Here is a 253-nt window from a genome sequence, read left to right on the forward strand (position 1 = left end):
CGGCTCCGCCGATACCGATGAGCCCGTCAGCGCACAGCGCTCAGATCCCAAAAACAAGGCCCCGTGCGGGGCCTTGTCGCAAACAACTTGGATGGAGAGCCCTGCCCTATTTCCCGGCCAACTGCTTGGCGTTCTCCGGCGTGATCGCGGTGGTATCCACCGTCACGGTCGCATCAACGGACGAAGCGCAGTCGAGCAGGATCTTCTTTGCCATGTCGATCGCTTCCTTGGCTCCCGTCGGATAGGTGAATTT

The 253-nt window shown here is 60.5% G+C and carries 1 pseudogene; it reads right to left on the bottom strand.

The features are described 5' to 3' along the window. Positions 1-106: 106 nt before the first annotated feature. Positions 107-253, bottom strand: a pseudogene (locus EOD29_RS38095) (ABC transporter substrate-binding protein); the annotation flags it as partial.

It is taken from the genome of Mesorhizobium sp. M1A.T.Ca.IN.004.03.1.1, from assembly GCF_003997555.1.
Lineage (GTDB): Bacteria > Pseudomonadota > Alphaproteobacteria > Rhizobiales > Rhizobiaceae > Mesorhizobium.